General features: G+C 76.3%; 9 protein-coding genes. All 9 read right to left on the reverse strand.

Annotation, left to right across the window (positions count from 1 at the left end; genetic code table 11):
- Nucleotides 1-9: 9 nt before the first annotated feature.
- From ACGFIR_RS29365 to ACGFIR_RS29405, 9 genes are read right to left on the reverse strand one after another with little or no spacing between them, the layout of a single operon-like run.
- Complete coding sequence (locus ACGFIR_RS29365; protein WP_393148465.1) at nucleotides 10-1785, reverse strand: condensation domain-containing protein; 1776 nt, start codon at nucleotides 1783-1785, stop codon at nucleotides 10-12.
- Nucleotides 1782-4592: an amino acid adenylation domain-containing protein gene (locus tag ACGFIR_RS29370; RefSeq protein ID WP_393148467.1), complete on the reverse strand. Its 2811-nt coding sequence runs from the start codon at nucleotides 4590-4592 to the stop codon at nucleotides 1782-1784. The genes ACGFIR_RS29365 and ACGFIR_RS29370 overlap by 4 nt, the downstream gene beginning before the upstream one ends.
- Complete coding sequence (locus ACGFIR_RS29375) at nucleotides 4589-5431, reverse strand: SDR family oxidoreductase (protein WP_393148469.1); 843 nt, start codon at nucleotides 5429-5431, stop codon at nucleotides 4589-4591. Before ACGFIR_RS29375 ends, ACGFIR_RS29370 begins: the two co-directional genes overlap by 4 nt.
- Nucleotides 5424-6128, reverse strand: coding sequence for a thioesterase II family protein (locus ACGFIR_RS29380; RefSeq protein WP_393148471.1), 705 nt, complete (start codon nucleotides 6126-6128; stop codon nucleotides 5424-5426). The genes ACGFIR_RS29375 and ACGFIR_RS29380 overlap by 8 nt, the downstream gene beginning before the upstream one ends.
- Nucleotides 6125-6877 (reverse strand): thioesterase II family protein, encoded by a 753-nt coding sequence (locus ACGFIR_RS29385; RefSeq protein WP_393148473.1) that lies wholly within the window; start codon nucleotides 6875-6877, stop codon nucleotides 6125-6127. The genes ACGFIR_RS29380 and ACGFIR_RS29385 overlap by 4 nt, the downstream gene beginning before the upstream one ends.
- On the reverse strand, nucleotides 6870-12203 hold the full coding sequence (locus ACGFIR_RS29390) for an amino acid adenylation domain-containing protein (RefSeq protein ID WP_393148475.1): 5334 nt from the start codon (nucleotides 12201-12203) through the stop codon (nucleotides 6870-6872). Before ACGFIR_RS29390 ends, ACGFIR_RS29385 begins: the two co-directional genes overlap by 8 nt.
- Nucleotides 12200-13216 carry a TauD/TfdA family dioxygenase gene (locus ACGFIR_RS29395; RefSeq protein WP_393148477.1) on the reverse strand — a complete coding sequence of 339 codons (1017 nt, stop codon included), beginning with the start codon at nucleotides 13214-13216 and terminating at the stop codon, nucleotides 12200-12202. Before ACGFIR_RS29395 ends, ACGFIR_RS29390 begins: the two co-directional genes overlap by 4 nt.
- Nucleotides 13213-14271: a TauD/TfdA family dioxygenase gene (locus ACGFIR_RS29400; protein WP_393008016.1), complete on the reverse strand. Its 1059-nt coding sequence runs from the start codon at nucleotides 14269-14271 to the stop codon at nucleotides 13213-13215. Before ACGFIR_RS29400 ends, ACGFIR_RS29395 begins: the two co-directional genes overlap by 4 nt.
- Nucleotides 14264-17488: an amino acid adenylation domain-containing protein gene (locus tag ACGFIR_RS29405; RefSeq protein ID WP_393148480.1), complete on the reverse strand. Its 3225-nt coding sequence runs from the start codon at nucleotides 17486-17488 to the stop codon at nucleotides 14264-14266. The genes ACGFIR_RS29400 and ACGFIR_RS29405 overlap by 8 nt, the downstream gene beginning before the upstream one ends.
- Between the last annotated feature and the right edge of the window lie 778 nt (nucleotides 17489-18266).

The following is an 18266-nucleotide window of genomic DNA, read 5'->3' on the forward strand; positions in this document are numbered from 1 at the left end:
CTCTCCGGCTCACAACTCGATGTCGATGGTGGCGGGCGCGGCGGCGGCCACCGGGCGGGCCCCGGTCAGCTCGCCGACCGGCACCCCGGGATCGGCCAGGACGGCGTCGGCGATCTCCAGCCAGAGGTCGGCGAAGGCCCGCACCGTCGCGGGCAGGAACAGCCCGGCGTCGTACGCCCAATGCACGCTCAGCGAGTCGGCGCGCTCGTAGACCTGCATGTCCAGGTCGAACATGGCCTGGCCGGTGGGCGCGACGGCCAACTCGACCCGCCGCCCCAGGAAGTCGGCCGCCGCCACCTCGGCGTGCTGCATCGCGAACAGCGTGTCGAAGAGCGGATGCCGGTCCTCGTCGCGCACGGGCAGCACCTCGGCGACGAGCGTGTCGAACGGGTAGTCCTGGTGCGCGAAGGCGTCGACCACGTCGTGCGCCACCTCGGTGAGCAACTCCCGGAAGGTGGCCTCCGGTCGGACCCGGTGCCGCAGGCAGACGGTGTTGACGAGCATCCCCATGGTCGCGTCCAGGCCCGGGGCGCCGCGCCCCGCGACCGGGGTGCCCACCGTGACGTCGGTGCCGCCGGTCGCCGAGGCGAGGAAGGTCGCGTAGACGGCGAGCAGGACCTGGAACAGGGTGACCCCCTCGCGCCGCGCCAGGGCCCGCAGCGCGGCGGTCCGCTGCGCCCCCACGTCGAACTCGACGGTGCCGGCCCGGGCCGTCGCCGGCCGGCCGGCCAGCCGCGCCGCGTCGGTGGGCAGCCGCAGGGGCGCCGGTGGGTCGGCGAAACGCCGCCGCCAGTAGTCGCCCCCGGGCGGCTGGCCGGTCGTGGCCCACACGGCGAAGTCGGCGTACTGGGCGGGGACCGGCGGGGGTTCGCCGCCGGCGTAGACGGTGTCGACCTCGCGCAGCAGCAACGCCAGGGAGAGGCCGTCGGTGACGATGTGGTGCAGGTCCAGCGCCAGCACCGGGCCGTCGCCGGTACGCCGCAGGCCGGCCCGCAGCAGCGGCGGGGCGGCCAGGTCGAACGGCTCGACCGGGAGCGTCCCGGTGCCCTCGACCTCCGGCAGGTCGAACGGGACGGCCGGCAGCACCCGCTGCACCGGTCGACCCGCCTCGGTGCCGAAGGCGGTGCGGAGGATGTCGTGCCGGGCGATGACGGCGCGGAACGCGTCCGCCAGCCGGGCGCGGTCGACGTCCGCCGGCAGCGGCACCAGCAGCGGCAGGTTGTACGCCACCGAGGCGGGGTCGCGGGACTGGGCGAGGAAGACGCGGCGCTGCTGCGGGGAGAGCGGGTAGGCGTCCGCCGCCTCCGCGCGGGGCAGCGGCACGGCCGCCCGGGCCCGGCCGATCTCCTCGGCGAGGCCGGCCAGCGTCGGGTTGCGCAGCACCGCGACGAGGGAGACGCCCACCCCGAGGGCCCGCTGCGCCTCGACGGCCAGCCCGGTCGCGGCGAGCGAGTCGCCGCCGACGGCGTAGAAGTCGTCGAGCACGCCCAGCTTCGGCACGCCGAGCAGGCGTTCCGCGATCCGTACCAGGACACGCTCGGTCTCGTCGCGCGGCGGCAGGTACGCCCCGAACCGGTCGTCCGGCTCGACGAGGTCGGCGGGGTCGAGGGAGTCGACCTGCACGATGTGCCGGGGCAGGTCGGCGTCGGGCAGTTCCCGGGCGAGCAGGCCGCGCAGGTGCAGCGGATCGAGATAGTCGTCGGCCACCACGTACGCGCAGCCGCCCTTGACGGCCACCTCGCGTACCTGGGGCCAGAGGCGGGTCAGCGTGTCGACGTCTGTCATCGCCGCTCCGTCGCGCCGGCGCCGACCAGGGCGCGCACCGTGGGGTGCACGTACAGGTGGCGGGGGGTGAACTCGCCGAGGCCCTGCGCGCGCAGTTCACGCAGCAGCCGCAACGCGAGCAGGGAGTTGCCGCCGAGGTCGAAGAAGTTGTCCTCCGGCCCCACCTCGGCGCCGAGCACCCGCTCCCAGATCTCCCGCATCCGCTCGGCGCGGCTGTCTCCCGCCACCGTGTCGGCGGGCTCCCGCGCCGCGGGCAGGGGCCGGGCGGCCGGCGTGGGCAGGCGGGCGGCGTCGAGCTTGCCGTTGGCGGTGAGCGGCAGCGCCGGCAGCGGCGTCACCGTGGCCGGCACCATGTGCTCGGGCAGGATCCTCGCCGCGCGGCGGCGCAGGTCGGCAGCCGGGCCGGCCCCGTCGGCGAGCACCACGTACGCGTGCAGCCGGGCGTCGGCGGCCTCCGCGCCCGTGTCCACGGTGACCGCCACGGCGAGCACGTCCGGGTCGTCGAGCAGCACCTGGCGGATCTCGTCCAGCTCGATCCGGTAGCCACGGATCTTGACCTGGTCGTCGAGCCGGCCCAGGTGCTCCAGCCGCCCGTCCGGGAGCAGCCGGCCCCGGTCCCCGCTGCGGTACATCCGCCCGCCCCGCCAGGGGTCGGGCAGGAAACGCTCGGCGGTCAGCTCCTCGCGGTGCAGGTAGCCGTCGGCCACCCCGGCACCGCCGACGTGGATCTCCCCGGCGGCGCCGGGCGGCAGCAGCCGCCCCGCCGGGTCGAGCACGTGGACGTACCAGCCGGGCAGCGGGGGCCCCACGGAGCGGGTGCCGGCCAGGGCCAGACCCCGGTCGATGGTCTGCGCGGTGACGTGCACGGTGGTCTCGGTGATGCCGAACATGTTGACCGTCCGGCACTCGTGCTCCGGGTACCGGTCGAACCAGCCGGTCAACATGCCGGCGTCCAGCGGCTCGCCGCCGAACACCACCAGGCGCAACCCCAGCCGGTCGGCGGCCCGCCGGTCGGCGTCGACGAGCTGCGCGAACGCCGACGGGGTCTGGTTGAGCACGGTCACCCGCTCCGCGCGCAGCAGCGCGTGGAACTCGGCCGGGTCGCGGGCCACTAGGTGCGGGACGACGACCAGGTGCCCGCCGGTGAGCAGGCACCCCCAGATCTCCCAGACCGAGAAGTCGAACGCGCTGGAGTGGAACATCGTCCAGGTGTCCGCCGGACCGAGCCCGAGGTCGTCCCGGGTCGCCGCGAGCAGGGCCAGCACGTTGCGGTGCGGGACCTGGACCCCCTTCGGCCGGCCGGTGGAGCCGGACGTGTAGATGACGTACGCGGGGTCGTCCGGGCCGACCGTCACGGCCGGGGCACCGGTCACGTCGCCGGTGTCGTCGGCGAGCAGTTCGTCGACCTCCACGCCGTCGGCGCCGACGAGCAGGCTCACCCGGGAGTCCTCGACCGTGTACCGGATGCGCTCGGCCGGGTAGGTGGGGTCGATCGGGACGTAGGCGGCGCCGCACCTGAGCACCCCGAGCAGCGCCGCCACCAGGTCCACCGAGCGTTCCAGGCAGACGCCGACCCGCGTGCCCGGGCCGCAGCCCCGCGCCCGCAGGGCGGCCGCGATCCGCCCGGCACGGGCGTCGAGCTGGGCGTACGTGAGCCGGTCGTCGCCGTAGGACACCGCCGGGGCGTCCGGGGTGTCCCGCGCCCAGCCGGCCACCCGGTCGTGGATGCCGCCGCTCGGCTCCGGCAGCTCGACGGCCGCCCCGCCGAGCGCCGCGATCCGGTCCCGTTCGGCGTCGTCGAACAGGTCGCAGTCGGCCAGCGCGCGCTCGCCGTCGGCGAGGAGCTGGTCGAGGACGCGGGTGACGTACCGGGCCACCGTGGCGACCACCTCGGCGGACCACACGCCGGTGCGGAAGTCGCAGGTGACGGTGGTGCCGCGCAGCGTCAGGGTGAGCGGCCACGGCGGCGTCAGGCTGGGCAGGTAGGTGTCGGCGGGGCTGTCGGCGGCCAGCACGCCGACCACGACCTCCGGCGGCCCGGGGGCGGGCAGCGGCGCCGGGTCGGCGGGCCGGGCCGCGAGGTCGCGCAGGCTGCCCTCCACCGCCACGGGCACGACCGCCGGCTCCTCGTCGCGCAGTGTGCCCACCCGCACCCGGCGTACGCCGCCGAAGCGGGCCAGCACCGCGCCGACCGCGCCGGTCAGCGCCAGCCGGTCGGTCCCGGCGGGCACGGCGAAGGCGTACGACGCGCTGCGGTCGGCGCGGGGCTTCCCGCCCCGCCAGGCGGTGTCCTCCTCGGGCCCCGGATCTTCCCCGGCGACGGTCCCGGCGGACTCCCCGACCAGGGTCCCGGCGACGGTCCCGGTCCCGTCCCCGGCGGCGCCGGCTGTCGGCTCCGGTCGGCCGACCAGCTCCAGGACGGCGGGGCGGTCCCCGCACCCTGCCTCGACGGGCGGCGCGGCCCCGGCCGCCTCGACGGCCAGCTCGCCCAGCGCGCGGCCGGTGAGCGGGCCGCGCCGGGCGACGAGCACCAGGTCGGCGCCGTCGTCGTGGCGGAGCAGGACCGCCCGCACCGGCGGGCCGTCGGCGGGCAGCGGTCGCGCCAGTTCGGCGGCCCGGCGCGCGGCGGCCACCGGAGCGGGCACCCGGTCCACCCAGAGCCGGGCGGCGGCGAGGCCCCGGCGCGACAGCGCGGCGGCGAACCGGTCGGCGACCTCGCCGGGGTCGCCGACGACGGCCACCGCCGCCGCGTGGCAGGAGCGACCCGGGTCGGGCTGCTGTCTGGTGGGCTGTGGACGGCTGCTCATCGGGTGGTGAATCCTCCGTCGACGGTGATGACCGAGCCGGTGACCTGCGACGACTCGTCGGAGGCCAGCCACAGGGCGGCCTGGGCGACCGAGTCGGGCTCGATCAGCGCGTTCATCGGCTGGGCCTGCACGAACGTCTCCTCGTGCTCGGCGACCGGCACCTCCAGCGACCGGGCGATCTCGGCCAGCATCCGGCCCTCGACGTACGGGTCGTCGCGCACCGAGCCCGGGCACAGGGCGTTGACCCGTACCTTCAGCGGCGCGTAGTCCAACGCCGCGGCCCGGGTCAGGCCGACCAGGCCGTGCTTGGCGGCGACGTACCCGGCGAAGTGCCGGTAGCCGACCAGGCCGGCGGTCGACGCCACGTTGACGATGCTGCCGGCGCGCTGCCGGCACATCACCGCGCCGACCGCGCTGAGCATCCGCCACGGGCCGGAGAGGTCCACGTCGAGCATGAGCTGCCACTCCGGCTCGCTGATCTCGTGCACCGGCTTGCCGCTCGGCGCCGCGATCCCGGCGTTGTTGACCAGGACGTCGATCCGGCCGAACCGGTCCAGGCAGAGCGCGACGGCGGACCGGACGGCGTCGAGGTCCCGCACGTCGGCCTCGACGGGGTACGCGGCCACCCCCAGCTCCGCGCAGAGCTTGGCGGTGTGCGCGAGCTGGCTGGCCGAGCCGAGCGGGTACGGCACGTCGGGCAGGTCGTGGGCCACGTCCACCAGGAGCAGGTCGGCGCCCTGCGCCGCGAACGCGGTCGCGCAGGCCCTGCCCAGCCCCCGGGCGGCACCCGTGATGATCGCGGTCCGGCCGGCCAGCCGGCCCGGCGTCGGCTCAGGCACCGGCCAGCCTCCGTCGTACCAGCGCCAGCAGCTCGGCCGGGTCGTCGGCGAGGTACATGTGTCCACCGGCGACGGTCAGGGAGGCGAACCCGGCGGAGGTGACCCGGTCCCAGCCGGCCACCTCGGAGTCGGCCACCAGGGTGTCGTCGGCGCCGCGCAGCGCGGTCACCGGCACGTCGAGCCGCTTGTCGCCGCCCGGCCGGTAGCCCTCGTGCAGCGCCACGTCGGCGCGCAGGGTCGGCAGCAGCAGCTCCCGCATGTCGGGGTCGGCCAGCGCCGGGTGCGTGTAACCGGCGAACTCCTCGACCCGCGCGACGAACTCGTCGTCGGGCAGGTCGGCGGCGGTGCGGTCGCGGCCGGACCACGGGTCGGGCGAGCCGCTGACGAACAGGTGCGCCAGCCGCACCCCGTCCGCCTGGGCCAGCCGGCCCGCCATCTCGTACGCGAGCACCGCGCCCATGCTGTGGCCGAACAGCGCCACCCGGTCGCGGCCGGCGACCAGTTCGAGCACCTCGTCGAGGAGCCCCTCGACGGCCTGGTCCATCCGGCGGTACGGCTCCTCGACGAAGCGCTTCTCCCGGCCCGGCAACTGCACCGGCAGGATCTCCAGGTCGGGCGGCGCGACCCGCTGCCACGGTTGGTACACCGAGGCGCCCGCGCCGGCGTACGGGAAGCAGAGCAGTGACGTGACGGTCAAGACGGCTCCTTGCCGAGGAGGGCGGACCGGACGGCACCGAGCAGTCCGGGATCGGCACGGGCGAGCAGGTCGTGCCCGCCCGGGACGGTGGCGGTGGTGCAGCCGGCGGTGGTGAGGTCGGCCCACGCCGCCGCGCCGACGTCGTCGACGTGCGGGTCGGCGTCGCCGCGGATCGCGGTGACCGGCACGCCGATCGGGCCGGCGTCGCGGTAGCGGTAGCTGCGGCCGAGCTCGAAGTCGGCGCGGGCGGCCGGCAGCGCGGCGGCGGCCAGCTCCGGGTGCGCGGCGACGGCCGCCGGCATCGTGCCCAGCGCGACCAGCTCGGCGAGGAACGTGGCGTCGTCCGCCCCGGAGTGGTCCGGTTCGACTTCGGCGCGGTGCGGGGCGACGGCCGAGGAGACCACCAGCGCGTCGGCCGGCCGGTGCCCGCGCCGCTCCAGCCGGCGGACCAGCTCGAACGCGACGTACGCGCCGAGGCAGTCGCCGTAGACCGCGTAGGGCCGGTCCAGGTGCGGCGCCAGGGCCACCTCGAGGGCCTGCACCAGCGGCGTCATCCGCCGGGGCGCGGGATCGGCGGCCCGCTCGCGGCGGCCCGGGTACTGCACCGCGTTGACCTCGACGGCGCGCGGCAGCCCCGCCCGCCAGGTCTCGAACGCCCCGGCGTTGCCGCCCGCGTAGGGCAGACAGAACAGGCGCAGGGCGGGCCGGGCGACGGGCGCCCGGACCACCAGCCACGGGTTCTCAGCCATCGCGGGCCACCCGCCGCACCAGGTCGCCGTAACTGCCCAACGCGACGAACTCCGGCAGGGTGATGGTGCTGCCGTGACGCTGCCGCAGCGCCGTGACCAGGCGCAGGGCGCGCAACGAGTCGCCGCCCGCGGCGAGGAACTCCGCCCCCTCGCCGCGCGGCGCCACCCCGACGACCTCCTGCCAGAGCGACGCCACGCGCCCCGCCCAGCGCTCCCGGGCGTCGCCGTCGCGCGGGGCGGGGACGACGGGATCCGGCCGCCCGACGGCGGGCAGCGGCGCGGTCGGGTCGGTCGCCAGCAGCCGGCGGTACGCCTCGGCCAGCCGGTCGGCCCGCGCCTCGTCGACGTGCCGGGCGTCGTACTGCAGGGTCAGGGCGAGCTGGCCGGTCGCCGGGTCCACCTCGACGTCGACGGCGAGGCTGAACGCCACGTCCACGGTGATGCCGCGGCTGTCGACGATGCGGCTGCCGCCGCCCCCGCCGTCGTCGCCGCCGTGGAAGTGGGTCCAGTTGAAGAAGTGGTCGAACCGGGGCCCGGCCCCGCCCGCCCGGACGATCTCGGCGAGCGGGAACCGGTGGTGGCCCATCAGCGACCGCTCCGCCTGCCAGGCGTCGACGGCCAGCTCGGTCAGCGACCGGGTGCCCAGCGCGGCGCTCACCGGCAGGGTGTTGAGGAACAGCCCGAGGGTGGCGTCGCTCCCCTCGGCCTCGGGCCGGGCGCCGACGACCAGCCCGGTGACCACCTCGTCGCGGCCGGCGGCCTCCCCGATCACCCGCAGGTGGACCGCCAGCAGCCAGGACTTGGCCGGTACGCCGCCGGCGCGGGCGGCCTCGGTGACAGCGGCGGTGGTGGACGCCTCCAGCGGCACCCGCCGGGTGGTGGTGATGCGTGGCTCGGCCCCGCCGAGCAGCAGCGGCGGCACCGCCCCGGCGCCCTGGAGCCAGAACCGGCGCGACTGCGCGTCCGCCACCGCCTCGCGCTCCGCCGCCACGTACGCGCGGAAGGGCAGCGTCGGCCGGTGCGGCACCGACAGCCCGGCGCGACGCCGGTCGTACGCGGCCAGCAGCTCGCCGAGGAAGAGGTGCAGGCTCCAGCCGTCGAGGATGGCGTGGCACTCCGCCACGATCAGGGTGAAGGTGTCGGCGTCGTCGCGGACGGCGTGCAGCCGCACCAGCGGTGGCCGGTCCCAGTCGAAGGGGCGTACCCGTTCGGCCGCCACCAGCTCGTCGACGCGGGCCCGGCGGGTGGCCTCGTCGGCGTCCGCCAGCTCCGTCATTGGCACCTCGACCGGCACCTCGGCGTGCACCAGTTGCAGCGGCTCGCTGAGGGCGCCGAGGGAGAAGCCGGTACGCAGCACCGGATGCCGCGCGACCAGGTCGGCCAGCGCGGCGTGCAGCGCCTCCGCGTCCAGCGGCGCGTCGACGCGGTGCGCGGTGACGTTGTGGTACATCGCCGGGTCGCCGGTCAGCTCGCAGTGGTAGACCATGCCCTGTTGCAGCGCGGTCATCGGGTACGCGTCCACCAGCCCGGCGGGCAGGCGGTCCCGGTCGACGGCGGCGACCAGGGCGAACGGCTCCGCCAGCCCGTCCGTGCCGGCCTCCGCCGGGGTGCCGGCTTCGGGCCCGGTGAGGGTGATCTCGCCGTGCGCGACGAGTTCCCGGATCGACTGGTGCACGAAGATGTCGCCGAGCCGGAACGACAGGCCGCGCCGGTTCGCGGCGACCTGCATCTGGATGCTGCGGATCGAGTCGCCGCCGAGGGCGAAGAAGCTGTCGGTCACCCCGACCGACGGCGTGCCCAGGACCTCCCGCCACGCCTCGACGAGGATCTCCTCGGCCCGGTTGGCCGGCGCCACGGCCGGCTCCCGCCGGGCACGGTCGACGTGCGGCGCGGGCAGCGCGGCCCGGTCGAGCTTGCCGTTGCGGGTCAGCGGCAGGTCGTCGAGGAGCACCACGGCGGCGGGGACCAGGTGGGCGGGCAGCCGCTGGGCGAGCCACTCGGTCAACCGGGCCTCCAGCGGCCCGGCGGCCGGCGGGTCCGGGACCACCACCGCGGGCCGCGGGTCGGCGGCGTACTCGGGGCGCACGGCGTGCAGGGTGTGCCGGTCGGTGCCGGTGAGCAGGTCGTCCTGGCGGGTGACCACGTCGAACCCGCGGTCCTCGAAGAGGGCGATCAGCTCGTCCAGGCGCCCCTCGGTGTCGGTGCCGACGGCGTCGTGCACCTCCATGGCGACCTGCGCGATGAGCGGCCAGTGCCGCTCCTCGATGCCGGCGAGCACGTCGGCCTCGGCCCGCTGCACGTCGATCTTCAGCAGGTCGATGCGCTCCGGCGCGACCTCGTCGATGACCTCCGACAGCGGGCGCACGTCGACGGTCACCTCGGCGCCGTCGAAGCGTTCGGTCAGCAGCTCGTCGACCCGCTCCAGCAGGGTGTCCCGGTCGGCCCCGCCCTGGTCGCGCTCGTTGGCGAGGAACCGCTTGATCACGGCGACCTCGGCCGCCGGGTCGGCGTACGCGGCCTGGCCGGACATCATCGAGTAGCCCGGGTAGTAGGTGAAGGAGACCTGCCCCGTGGCGGTGGACAGGCCCACCGGGTGCACGGTGGCCGGCACGCCGAACTCCTCGACGTTGCGCCGCAGGGCCGTCACCACCGACGGCACGGGCTCGAACGCGTGGATCGTCGCGTCCGGGCAGACCGCGTGGACGAACAGCGAGAACATGCCGATGTTGGCGCCGACGTCGAAGACCGTCGCGCCCCGGCGCAGCACGATGCCGTCGCGCAGGTAGACCCGCTGCACGAAGATCTCGTCGTGCAGGTAGCGGGTCTCGTGCGGGTTGATCCCGGCGACCCGGTCCAGGTCGACGTCTACGGCCGTCGCGGTCGGACGGACGTAGCCGACGAGGCGGTCGCCGTGCCCGTCGTCGTCGCGGGCCACGACCGCCGCGTCGGCGACCTCCGGGTGCGCGCGCAGCGTCGCGGCCACCTCGCCCGGCTCCACCCGGAACCCGTGGATCTTCACCTGGTCGTCCAGGCGGCCCAGGTAGTGCAGGCGCCCCTCGGCGTCGAAGCGCACCCGGTCGCCGGTGCGGTAGATCCGCTCCGTGCGGCCCGACGGCAGGGCGGCCCGGACGAACCGGCGGCCCGTCGTCTCCGGGTCGCCGAGGTAGCCGTCGGCCAGCTGCGGCCCGCTGACGCAGAGCTCGCCGGCCACGCCGGGCGGCACCGGACGCAGCCGCTCGTCGAGGACCCACACGCCGACGCCCGGCAGCGGACGGCCGATGGTCGGCGCCGTGGCGGGCCGGATCTCGGCGGCGGTGGTGTCCACGGTGCACTCGGTCGGGCCGTACAGGTTGACCGCCCGGACGCCGGGCAGTGCGCCGAGGGTGTCCCAGAGGTCCGGCGGGATCGCCTCGCCGCCGACCAGCAGCAGCTCCGGCAGCCGGGTGTCGCCGGCCCCGGCGAGCAGGATGCGCAGCTGGGAGGGCGTCAGGTCGAGCACGTCGACCTGGTTGTCGGCGAGGGCGGCGGCCAGTTCGGCGCCGTCGCGCCGGACGTCCTCCGGCACCAGGTACAGGCTGCGGCCGTGGGCGAGCTGCACGAGCTGCTTGACCGAGGCGTCGAAGGTGAGCGGGGCGTTCACCGCCACCCGCAGCCCGGCCCGGCTGCCCGCGTACACGGTCTCCTCCAACGCGTACGCCAGGTGGGCGGCGGCGCCGTGCGGGACCTGGACCGGTCGCGGCGTGCCCGCCGAGCCGGAGGTGAAGATGACGTAGGCGGGATCGGCCGGTCCGGCCGGGGGCACGGCCGCCGTCGCGGCGCCGGCGGCCAGCTCGGCGACGGTGGCGCCGGCGATCCCCGCCGGGCCGCCCGTGCCGACGACGAGCCCGGCGTCGACCGCGCGGACCTGCGCGGCGAGCCGCTGCGCCGGCGCCGCCGGATCCAGCGGTACGTACACCGCGCCGGCGCGCAGCACGCCGAGGAACGCGGCGACGGTGTCCCGGGACCGGGTGGCGAGCACGCCCACCCGCGCGCGGTGCAGCCCCCGCGCGACGAGGCCGGCGGCGACCCGGGCCGCGACGTCGCGCAGCTCGCCGACGGTGTACGTGCCGTCGGCGGCGAGGACCGCCGGGGCGTCCTGGTCGGCGCGGGCGAGCCCGTCGTCGAGCAGCTCGACGATGGTGCGTACGACGGCGCGGGACGGCTCGCCGGCCGCGTCGGTCAGCCAGCGGGCCTCCCCGTCGCCGGTCAGCACCAGGGGCGTGCCGTCGGTCAGCGCCCCGGGCAGCGTCCCGAGGATCGCCAGCAGGCCCTCCAGCAGCCACCGGCCCCCGCCGACCCGCAGGGTCACCTCGTCGTCGCCGATGACGGCGGTCAGCTGCGGCCCGGCCGTGGCGGGCGGCGCGGAGACCTCCACGGCGGTGGCGCCCAGACCGGCCAGGGCCGCCGGGTCCCCGGCCGGTACGACGGCGAAGCCGGCGACCGCGTCGGAATGCTCGCCGACCGGGTCGAGCAGGTGGAACGTCTCCTCGGCGGTGGACTCGGCGGCGCGTACCTCGTCGAGCAGCGCCTTGGGCGCGGCCGGCAGCGGCAGGCCCAGCCGGACCGGCGCGTGGCCGCCCAGCGGGCCGACGACGCCGGCCGTCCCGGTGGCCTGCCGCCCGTCGCTCCACCGGGCCAGCACCAGGTCCGCGTCGTCGACCCCGGCGGGCGGTTCGGCCCGGCGGGACAGCGCGAGCGCCCAGGCGGCGAAGAGCAGGTTCGCGACGCCGACGCCGGCCTCGCGTGCGGCGGCGGTCAGCGCCGCGGCGGGCACGCGCGCGCTGCCGACCTCGGCCGGGTCGTCGCCGTGCGGGGTGACCAGCCGCGCGGCCGGCGCGGGCGGTGCCTCGGAGCGGTCGGCCTCCTGCCGCTGCGACAGCTGCCACTCGGTGACGTCGAGGAACTGCAGGGCGTCGGGGTCGTCGGCCAGCCGGCCGTCGGCGTACGCGCGGGCCAGGTCGGCGAGGACGAGCCGCAGGCTCGCCGGGTCGGCGATCAACGGCGTGGCGGCCAACTCCAGGGCGTCGTCGGTGACGGTCACCGACAGCTCGCCCTGGGCGCCGACGACGACGCCGCGCTCGTCGTCGACGTCCTGCAACGGCACCCGCAGCCCGGGGTGGTGCACCAGGGTCAGGCGCAGCGCCTCGTGCCGGGCGACCACCGCGTCCAGGGCGGTCTGCAACCGGGCCCGGTCCAGCGGGCGGTCGAGCAGCACCCGGGCGCGGACCAGGTCCTGCGCCCCGGACCAGGCCAGCCGCTGGATCGGGGACAGACGGTAGCCGTTCACACCACGCTCCGGTTGAGGTAGAGGTCGGACATGGCGACCAGGATCTGCCGGTCGCCGCTGAAGGGTTCGCGACCGTGGGTCGCGAGGAAGTTGTCCACCACCAGCACGTCGCCGCGCTGCCAGGGAACCGACACCGCGTGTTCCCGATACAGGTCCCGGATGCCGGCCACCACCTCGTCGGGGATCGGCTCGCCGTCGCCGTAGTAGGCGTTGCGGGGCAGCCCCTCCGGCCCGTACTCGCGCAGCAGGGCGGCCGACACCTCGGCGGGCATGTTGGAGACGTGGAACAGGTGCGCGTGGTTGAACCAGACCGTCTCGCCGGTGCGCGGGTGGGTCGCCACCGCCTGCCGGCGGGCGCGGGTCCGCAGCCCGTCGCCGTCGAGCCAGGTGTACTCGGTGGCCGAGTCGGCGCAGTACTTCTCGACCTCGGCGCGGTCGGTCGTCTGGAACGCCTCCTGCCAGGGCAGGTCCAGGTGCGGGCCGTAGTTGCGCACGTAGCTGACCCCGTGCCGCAGGAACCGCTGGCGCACCTCGGCGGGAATGCGCGGGCTCACCACCCGCTCGCTGGCCAGCGGGGTCGCGCCGCCGCTGCCGGTGGCCGGCTGGGCGCACCAGAAGTAGAGGTGGGTGGGCCAGTTGTGCGAGTACGACATCTCGTGGTGCAGCGGGATCCACTGCTCGGCGTTGAACTCGGTGGAGGTGAAGACCTTCTCGGCGACCTCGTGGCGGGGTGCGGCGCGTTCCAGGTAGCCGAGCAGGTCGGGGCTGACCGCGCGGGCGGCGCGGCTGAAGTCGTCGGCCGTGGCCACCTCGAAGCCCCGGAAGAAGACCGCCCCGTGGGCGTCGAGGTCGCGCAGCAGCTCGTCGCGGCGCCCCGCGAGCCAGCCGGCCAGGTCGAGGTCCGGCACGGCGGCCTCCACCATCAGCACGAACGTGCCGTCGACCAGCACCCGGCGGGACACCGGCGAGGTGACCGCGCCGCTGCCCCGTCGGCGCGGCGCCGGCCCGGTCACGACCGCACCCCCGTGGAGGTCACGGTGGCGGCGGTCAGCTCGGGCGCGGCGACCGGGTCGGACATCGCGGTCAGGATGCGCCGGGGCGGGGTGAACGGCTCCCGGGCGTGCGCGGCCAGCATGTTCTCCACCAGCAGCACGTCGCCGCGCCGCCACGCGAAGGAGCGGGTCTCGGCCGCGTACGCGGCGCGCAGCTCGGCCAGCACGTCGTCGCCGATGGGCGTGCCGTCGCCGTACGCGGTCTGGTAGGGCAGGTCCTCCTCGGCCAGGGACGCGCGCAGCCCGGCGCTGACCTCCTCGGGCAGCGAGGTGACGTGGAAGAACAGGGCGTGGTTGAACCAGGTCCGCTCCCCCGTCACCGGGTGCTCCCGGACGGCGGGGCGGACCTGCCGGGTACGCAGCTGCTGCGCGCCGACCCACTCGACGTCGATCAGCGCGCGGGCGCAGTACGCCTCTACCTCGGCCCGGTCGTCGGTCTGGAACGCCGTCTGCCACGGCAGGCTGATCCCCGGCAGGTAGTTGCGCCGGTAGAGCACGCCCCGGCGCTCGAACCCGGCGACGGTCTCCGGGCGCAGCCGGGCGAGCACCCGGCGGCTGTCGGCCAGCGGGGTGCGCCCACCGGCGGCGGGCTCGACCTCACAGTGGAAGACGATCCGCAGCGGCCAGTTCACCGTGTACGACTGCTCGTTGTGCAGCACGATCGGCTGGTCGGCCGGGTGTTCGGTGGAGGTGTACACCCCCTCGGTCACCTCGCTGCGCGGCGAGGAACGCTCGCCGTAGCTGAGCACGTCGTCGGAGAGGGCGGCCATCACGGTGCGGAAGTCGGCCGCGCCGTCCACCGCGAAGCCCCGCAGCAGCACGGCGCCGGCGCGGCGTGCCAACTCGTCCACCGTCGAGCGGTTGGCGGTCAGCCAGGCGGCCAGGTCCACGTCGGGCACGTTGGCCTGGACGAGGGCGGGCAGGGGCCCGCCGGGCCAGTCGGGGCGTACGTCGACCAGGGACCGTTCGCGACCGCGGCGCGGGATCACCGGCGCGACCGGAGTCTGCTCACTCATCTCTCGTTCCCCCAAGGGTGTGGGCACATCGGGCGAGGCTGCGCCGGGGATCGGCGGCCGCGCCGCGCAGGAATGCGGTGAAGCGGCGGTGCCACGTGGCGACCAGGTCCGCGTCGAAGCGGTCGGTGCGGTAGGTCCAGAGCGCCTCCAGCCCGGCGCGGCGCTCGTCGAGCCAGAGGGTCAGGTCGAGCCGGGCGGTGTCGGGGGTCAGTTCCACCCCGACGAACTCGCCACCGGAGGCGTCGACGTGCCGGGCCGCCGGGGCGTTCTGCACGCCGAACGCGACCTGGACCAGCGGGTTGCGGTCCGGCTGCCGGGCCGGGCGGAGCCGTTCGACGACGACGTCGAACGGCACGTCCTGGTGGGCGGCGGCGAAGAGGGTCGCCTGGCGGGCCTCGTCCAGCAGGTCGGCGAAGGACCGGTCGGGGCTGGGCCGCAGGCGCAGGGGCATGGTGTTGACGAAGCAGCCGACGCTCCGCTCGGCGGCCACGCTCGTGCGGCCGGCGAAGGCGACACCGATCAGCAGGTCGGCGCGCCCGCTCTCCGCGGCGACCAGCGCGGCGAAGGCGGCCAGTCCGACCATGTGCAGGCTGGCCCGGCTGGCGCGGGCGAGGTCCCGGATCACGGCGGCGGTGTCGTCGTCGATCCGGGTCCGCAGGGCGGCTCCGGCCGGGGGCCGGTCCGCGCGGGGCGGCGTGGCGGTGGGCGCCGGTGCGGCGGACGGCAGGTCGAGGACCGTCGGCGCGCCGCGCAGCGCGGCGACCACGGCGGCCGCGGCCTGCCGGCCGGCGGGGCCGGCCAGCCAGTCCCGCTGGGCCACGGCGAGTTCCGCCGGGCCGGTCGCCGGACCTTCGGGCCACGGCGGGCCCGCGTCGCCCGCCTCGGCCGCGTAGGCGCGGCCCAGGTCCCGCACGAGGACGCTGAACGACCAGTCGTCGCAGACGATGTGGTGGGCGACCAGGAGCAGCGCCGCCCGCCCGTCGTCGGCGGCGACCAGCCGGGCGCGCAGCAGCGGGCCGGCGGCGAGGTCCATCGGGGTACGCGCCTCGGCGGCGGCGAGCCGGTCGAGCTGCTCGTCCAGCGGCACCCCGGGGCGGGGCGGGGCGACGACCAGCTCGACGCCGAGGTCGTCCCGGACCCGCTGCACCGGGCCGTCCGGGGTGGACGGGAACACGGTGCGCAGTGCCGGATGCCGGGCCACGACGCGGCGCAGCGCCCGGTCGAGCGCGTCCGGTGCGGTCCCGGCCGGCAGCCGGACCGCGAACGACACCAGGTAGGAGGTGTCGTCCGGGTTCAGCTGGTGCAGGAACCACAGCCGCGTCTGCGCGGCCGAGAGCGGGGCCGTGTCCACGGGCGCGGCGGGTGGCGTACCGCCCGCGTGCGGGTGCCCCGGTCCACCGCCGGGCGCGGTCGTGGTGGTCGGGCCAGCGGCCCGGCGCAGGTCGTCGAGGTGTCCGGCGAGCGCCCGCACCGTGGCGTGCGTGAACAGCGCCGCCGGGCCCACCGGCAGGCCCGTGGCGGCGGCGAGCCGGGTGGCGCAGCGTACGGCCAGGAGGGAGTCGCCGCCGAGGGCGAGGAAGTCGGCGTCCGGCCGGTCCACCGGCAGGCCGAGCACGTCCCGCCAGACGGCGGCGACCGTGGCGGCGGAGCCCGCGAGCGGGTCGGCGTCGCCGTCGATCGTGGCGACGGCGAGCTCCGGCGCGGGTAGCGCCCCCCGGTCGACCTTGCCGTTGGGGGTGGTCGGCAGGCGGTCCAGCCAGACGACGGCGGACGGCACGAGCGGGGCGGGAACCGTCTCGCGCAGCAGTTCCCGCACGTCGTCGCGGCGCTCGCCGACGAGGTAGCCGACGAGCAGCGGGTCGCCGCTGGGCCCGGTCCGCACCGCGGCGCTCGCCTCGCGGACGCCGGGCAGGGCGGCCAGCCGGGCGGCCACCTCGCCCAGTTCGATGCGGTACCCGCGCAGCTTCACCTGGTCGTCCGTGCGGCCCAGGAAGTGCAGCTGCCCGTCCGGGCGCAGCCGGACCCGGTCGCCGGTGCGGTACATCCGCTCCCCCGGGCGGAACGGGTCGGGCAGGAAGCGCGCCCGGGTCTCCTCCGGCCGGTTGAGGTATCCCCGGGCCAGCCCCGCGCCGGCGAGGTACAGCTCCCCCGGCTCTCCGGGCGGCACCGGCCGGCCGTCGGCGTCGAGCAGGTAGACGCGGGTCTGCGGCAACGGACGACCGATCGGCGGGTCTCCCCCGTCGGCCGGCACCTCCGCCCACGTCGAGTAGGTGGTGTCCTCGGACGGCCCGTAGAGGTTGCAGAGCCGGCGTACGTGCGGCCGGGCGAGCACCCGGGCGGCGAGCGCCGCGGTCAACGGCTCGCCGGCGAGGCAGACGGTCCGGACGCTTTCCGGCAGCGCGCCGGCCGCGAGCAGCTCGCTCATCGCCGACGGCACGGTGTTGACCAGGACGACGGGGAGCCGGTCGGCGTCCGGCGCGGCCAGCGACAGCGCGTCGCGCACGAGCACCACCCGCCCGCCCGCGCAGAGCGGACCGAAGATCTCGAAGACGGACAGGTCGAAGCAGACGGACGTGGCGGCCAGTACGCCGCCCAGCTCGACGTCCGTGAAGGTCTCGCGGGTCCAGTGCATGAGCACCGAGGCCGAGCGATGCTCGATGGCCACACCCTTGGGCCGGCCGGTGGAGCCGGAGGTGTAGATGACGTACGCCAGGTCGGACGGGTCGCCGGGAAGTTGGGGCCGGGCCGCCGGCCGGGTGTCGAGGTCGGGGTCGGGGTCGTCGAGACGCAGCGCGGTGTCGCCGAACCGGTCGGCCAGCTCGGACACGGTCAGCACCAGTCGGGCCCCGGAGTCCCCGGTCATGAAGGCGGTCCGGGCGGCAGGGTAGGCCGGGTCCAGCGGCACGTAGCAGGCACCGGCCTTGAGTACGCCCAACAGCGCGACCACGAGCCGGGATTCGCGGGGCAGGCAGACGCCGACGCGGTCCCCCCGGCGCACCCCCCGGTCGGCGAGGAGCGCGGCCAACCGGTTGGCCGCCTCGTCCAGCTCGCGGTAGCTGAGCACCTGCCCGTCGCACCACACCGCGTCGGCGTCCGGAGTCCGGTCGACCTGGGCCTCGACCATCCGGTGCAGCGTGTCGACGGCGGCCGCCCGGGCGTGGCGGCGGGACGGGGTGGAACGACGGACCGGCCCGGCGGAGCGCGCGGGTGCGCTCACCGTGAACCGCGATTTGGCATGGCGTGTCCCACCGAGCACTCCCCCCACCACGAACAGTGACCGACCGTACGCCCCGTGCCAGGTCGACGACCGGGAGCATGACGCATTGTGACGATGAGCCACCAAGCCATCGCTCTCCGCAGAGAGAGTCCACGAGCGCCGATCACACTGCCAAGACGTCTCTCAGATTCCGGGACGCGGGTGGCGCCTTCGTGGAATCCCAGATCCGGCCGTTCCCGGGCATGATCGGACCGCCATCGGGGGCGCCACCACGGCAGACTGTCCGGCGCGCGGCCGACCGCGTCGATCCGGCCGCCCGGCCACTGTCAGGTATCGGCCACCTTCGGGCAGGTCGGGGACGGCCGACGCGGCCCCGGTCCGCCGCCCGCGCCGGCCGCGCGCCGCCCGCTGTCGGAGGTGCCGGTCGGCTTCAACGCGCCAACCGCCCGCCCCACCGCCCCAGAAGGCACACCCCGCGCACAGCCATTCCACGCATGGGACGACCACCGTCCGATTTTTACGCCAGCGGTGAATCGGTTCCGGTGCCGCCGGGATCGGCATTCCAGGCACGCACGGCCCGACTCGTCGCCGCCCTCAGAACAGGGTCCGGCAGGCATGGCGGAACCGGCCACGACCGGTGCGGCCGACGGAACGACGAATTCCGCGCACCGCCGCCCAGCAGCGGTGCGGCGCGTGCGACACCGACCTGACCGGCGAGGGGAATGGCGGGGACGGCGTCGCGGGGCGCGTCACCCCGAAACCGTCGTACATTGACGCC

Source organism: Micromonospora sp. NPDC049051 (genome assembly GCF_043197575.1).
Lineage (GTDB): Bacteria > Actinomycetota > Actinomycetes > Mycobacteriales > Micromonosporaceae > Micromonospora.